Source organism: Campylobacter concisus, from assembly GCF_902460665.1.
Taxonomy (GTDB): Bacteria; Campylobacterota; Campylobacteria; order Campylobacterales; family Campylobacteraceae; genus Campylobacter_A; species Campylobacter_A concisus_AL.
On record NZ_CABPUR010000011.1, the window covers coordinates 1 to 5,475 of the forward strand.

The window sequence follows — 5,475 nt, forward strand, 5'->3', positions numbered from 1 at the left end:
TAGTTTTACTTTAGTATACGTGTTTTACCTTACTGTACTTCACTATACGTGTTTTACGTGGTTTTACCTTATGTAACATTACGTAAAATTATGCTACCATACACTTTAATTATCTATATTCACCCCTATTAAGCATCAACATTTTTATATGTTGATAAACTTACTTAGCAAGCTCGGACTGAGCTTGCTGTAAGGTCTTAGCCAGACGGGCAAAATTTTTATTTGACCGAGCAAAGAAAAATATAAAAATTTAGACGAACTTTATCCATTAAATATGATTTTTGGTAATAAAACATTTAAATTATAACTAAGGATCCAATAAAAAACTTGAGGATATTTAAAGATATAGCACTGAGAATTTTTAAAGAGCAAATAGATCGTTTTATAATGGTTCTTTTAATTACTAATGAAAGGTAGATGCTAGGCTACCAGCAAGATAAACCTATTAGTGTAATAAAATCAACCAACTACACTAAATTTTTTTATAGACTTTATCGGAACCAAAAACTGTAGGTACTTTGTAGTCTATGTGTTTGGTTTTAGACTAAGCCATCTAGCAAAACGTCTTAAATACTATAATTTATATTAGAAATAATGCAAACAAGATCAATATATGAAGATAAAATTTGCGACGAGCTTAAAGACTCGTCGCAAAGCCGTTTTAGAAGTCGGTATGAATTTGTTGGTCTACCTCTATTTTAACGGTATGTCCATTAATTTCGTGCATACTTTCATAGGTCTTATTGCCACTATTGGTATCTGTTGTTCTTTTCCATTCGTGGCTATCTAAATTAACCTTATCATGATTGTCGCCCATAATTTTTAATATAACGTCTTTATTGTCAGTTATATCTAAAACATTTTTCGGATTAATCGTTAGATTAACCGCACCGCTCGCTCCATCATCTCCAAGCTTAATTTGTTCAAATTTATAAACCTTATCGCCTAGATTCTCTACATCACTTAAATCTATACTTTCTTTAAATACTAAAGTATCCGTACCGTTGCCACCGTACATTCTATTGTTGTTTGCGTTAAATTCTACCGTATCGTCACCGCTATCCTGCTTTACTTTTATAGTAAACGAAGATGCTACACTGTGATTTGAACCACTTGAATCAGCCGTTTGAGCCACTACTTTTACGTCGTAGGCTTTTTCTGGATTTACGTTTATTTGAGTCGAAATGTAACCATTATCTATATCTGGTTGAGTTAGTCCGTTTAGCTCTTTCGTAACGGTTTTGCTATGATCGTTCGGATCTGTATAAGTAAGAGAAATTTTATCTCCCTCTCTAGCGTCTTCCGGTAAATATAGCTTTACGTTATGCAAGCCCTTGTTGCTCGCATCTTCGCTTTCGCTATAAGAGCTTATATATTGCATTTTTTCTAGCTCAACCTCGTTAGTAGACGTTTGCTTGTATTCGCCTTTACTGTTAGTTAATTCAGCTTCTGCGCTATACTTATGGCCTACGCTCACATCTATATCTTTTAGATTTAACGCTCCTCCTTCAAGAGATATCTTGTAGCCACTATCGCTTTTAGCTACGAGTTTACCGTTTTCTTTTTCAAGCGTAAAATCTTCGGTTCTAGTGACTTTACCATCGGTTTTTATAGTAACGCTAATCTTATCTCCGGCCACAACGTTGCTTGGAAGCTTTAGACCAAGAGTAGTTTTGCCGGCATTGCCGTCTATCGCCGCTTCGTCTCTGCTTAGAACTTTATTACGATTTAAGTCTTCGGTGAATACCGCTTCGAGTTTTCCGCTAAAGCCCATATTTAAATTTATGTCCTTACTGTCTATCGTTTTATCTTCGCCGTATGCGTCGGTTAACGTAGCTTTTACCGTAGTTGGAACCAATGCTGGATCAGGATTTCCCGGAGTTGGTGCAGTATATGCAAGCTTAACGTTAGGAATTTTTATTGCATTGTCTACTACGTCTAGTATTTCGCCGCTTGACGAAACTGCCTTTATTTTACCGTCTACGCTTTTTAGTTCGTATTCTCTAGGCGTAGATCCGCTAATCTCTACTTTTAATTTATCGCCGATAGATGCGTTGTAAGGTATAGTCACAGTTGCCGTAGTAGTATAAATATTGCCATCTTCGTCGGCTTCTACGCGGTCTATTGTGCCATCCCTATTTAGATTATCTTCGTCGAACGTTACCTTAATAGGCTTATCATTTAGTCCTCTCTCTAACTCTATAGGTTTTTCTCCGGTTGTGCCCTTATTAACCCCGGTGCTATCTTCTAGCGTTACTTTCGTAGTCGTTTGTGTACCAACTTGAACGTTTACTGGAACTTTGATAAGCCCTTCTTCGATATTTACTGGATTACCGTTTTTATCCACAGCACTTATGGAGCCGTCATTATTTTTAGTAAGAATATACTCTAGCGTCTTTAGCGTCTTTTTATCACCGATTGGCTCATTTATATCTACCGTTAGTTTATCACCGGTTGCTATTTTGCCAATAGGTAGTGTTATAACAGCATTCGTCTTGCTTGCTGTTCCGTCTTGATTAGCTTCGGCTCTACTTAATTTAGCATCTCTATTAGTATCCTCCTCATAAGTTACCATGAGCGAATCGCCGCCGCCGGAAGCTTTTTTAATATCGTTTGTTGAATTCACGGCTACGCCCTTACCTTCGTAATCGACTACCTCGGCTCTAACTTTCGTAGGACTTGCATCATTAATAGGAACAGGAACTTTAACTATTTTATTATCGTCGACTTCTATCGGCGTACCTCTTTTGTTTTTAGCGGAATCTATTTCGGTAATTTCAAATTTTCCATTCGCATTCTTCTCGATAAGGTATGACTTCTCGGAATCATTACCTATCTTAAGTTTTAATATATCGCCGTTAACAGTATTTGACGGAAGCTTAATGCTCGCCGTCGTTTCATTTGCAGTAGTGGCTATAACTCCGTCGTTGTTTTTGTCTTCGTCGAACTTAATTAACATATCGTCGTTTAGGCTATCTATCGAGATATTGTTTTTGGCATTTACTTCAGCTCCGTTTTTGTCGGTAACGCTAACTGAAATATTCGTATCGCCGCTCGTTTTTAGTTCTATATCTTTTATACTTACCACACCGTCTTTTATATATAATTTTTCACTTCCATTAGGAAGAAACAGATTGCCGTTTAAATCTTTTTCAACGATATAATCCTTTTGGATTCCATCTATATTAATACTTACCTTGTCGTTTTCCAAGATATTATTCGGAAGCGTGATTTTGGCGGTAGTTTTATAGATCGCTAGATTATCTCCGCTTGCGCTTTCAGGTCTTGAGAGTAGCGAATTTTCGTTATCGTCTTTATCAAAAGCTATTGAAACCCTATTTAGGTTGGAAACTGTTATGGTGGCTTTAGTCTCCGCACTCTCATCTACGGCTTTATTATTATGAGTAGCCTCTGAGAGTACTTTGGCTGTTACTTCGGTTGGCTCGCCGGTTTTCATCACTACGTCTTTTATAACGAAACCTTTTTTATCCGAAGAAAGTTCCATTACGTTGTTGCTATTTTTGTCCTCTGTTATTTTGCTAATCTTTGAACTTTTACTAGCATCTTCTCCTTTTTCGTTAAGTTTGTGAATAATGTAAGTTGTTTCAGTTGCATTTCCGTTAGGATCTTTGATGGTTACTGTTACTTTATCACCATTAACAGCATTTGATGGAATTTTTATAGTAACGTCGGTTATGTATTCGCCTTTTCGGCTACCTTCTTTGATTATTCTAGCATCCGTTCTGCTTACGCTAGTGCCGCCTTTTGCGTCTTCAAATATAACTTCTGGAGCCTTGATGTTCTCTATCTGGGTAGTCTCTTCTTTACTTACGTTCGTCGTTACCGTATCGTCATCCGTTCCTTTTCGGTAGTCTAAGGTAGCCTTTACGGTAGTTTTTTCGCCGGCTTCTAGCCCTACACCTTTGAGTATATATTCGTATTTTTGATTTGAAGTCGGTTGAGCGGACGGGAATTTACTTTCTAGGTCAGGATAATTGCTCGGGTTATTTGACGTTATAGAGTTTAAAAATCCTTTTATGTCCGTGTGGATAGTGTATTCTCTCGTTTCGGTCGTCTCTTTGATAGGATCTTTTATTTCGAGTTTTAATATATCGCCCTCTCTCACGTTTTTAGGGATCGAGATGATTGCATCTATTTCATTTACCTTGCCGTCCTTCATACTGTCTGATCTTGATAGCGTGTTGTCGCCACCACTTACTTTTACGCTTTGTTTTTCGGCAAATTCTACGTATATGCCCTCTTTTTCGACTGTAACTTCGTCTTTATTAGATACGTCGCTTTTTTCGGTAACGCCGTTGTTTTCTAAAACTACGGCATTTTCTATGGTCGTCTTAAAATCTCTAGATACCGGTATACCTTTTAGTTCAATTCTTGGCGTATTATCGCCTTTTTCTATGTCTTCCTGAGTTGGAAATTTAATTTGCGCGGTTATATCGGTTCCCGGTATTTCTTTTGCGGTATAAAAGTCGCTTAATTTTATAGTGATTGTTTTTGGAGTTGGCGAATCTGTTTTAATATAAAATTTCAAGTAATCGTCTGCTACTTTAACGCCGTAAGGAAGCTCTATCTTTGCTATCGTAGTTTTTAGATTACTATCGCCGCTTCTGTTTTCATAAAAATTTAGCATTCCGTTGTCATTAGAATCTTCCGTGAAGGTAACTCTCGGAGCGACTTTAGGCGTAACATAGTCTTTTCCTTGATCACTAGCATTGCCGTATTTGTTTGTTATCGTAGCGGTAACGGTCGTTTGATCGAAATTTTTAACTTTAGGATTAGGCTTCACAGTTTCGATGGAGCCGTCCGATTTTATATTTTCAAAGCTGTTTGAACCGTCTAACATAAAGCCTTTGCCTTTTAAGTTGTCTAAAATTCCTTGAGTGATTTTGACGTTAAATGTTTCGTTGTTGCCTCCACCGAAGATTTTTATATTTAGTGTATCCCCTACTTTAACTTTCTCACTATCTGGCAGTCCTGTTTGATCTGGTATTGTTATTTTTACCGGAGAGGTATCTTTCGGATCTCCCTTCTCTTCGCGAGATAAAATATGATCAACGTATACATCTTCCGTAAATTTTACTACCGGTGGCTTAGGTTTATCGGATACTAGTTCTACTTCGTCGTATGCGCTTTTCCCGGTATTTCCAGCTTTGTCGGTTATAGTCGCATCTACTCTAGAATTTTTTCCGTTTTCAACAGGAACGTTAGGTATAACATAACCGTTGTTTTTTATTTCGAGAGTAATGGTTTCGGTTTTATTTTCGGTCGTACCATCTGGCTTAGTAATAGTAATTTCTAGCGTATCTCCTACATTTGCGTCCGCAGGAACGGTAATTTTAACAGGAGTAGTATCAGGATCACCATTTGCTTTATTTTCGCTTTTATTTAAAAATCCGTCATTATTTGTATCATCCGTAAATTCTACGGTTGGAGTAGTCGGAGCAATCGTATCGGTAG

The 5,475-nt window shown here is 37.3% G+C and carries 1 protein-coding gene; it reads right to left on the reverse strand.

Annotated elements, in window-relative coordinates; translation table 11 throughout:
• Positions 1–661 precede the first annotated feature (661 nt).
• On the reverse strand, positions 662–5,475 hold a 4,814-nt coding region (locus F3G66_RS09515; protein ID WP_188115862.1), incomplete at its 5' end, for a hypothetical protein.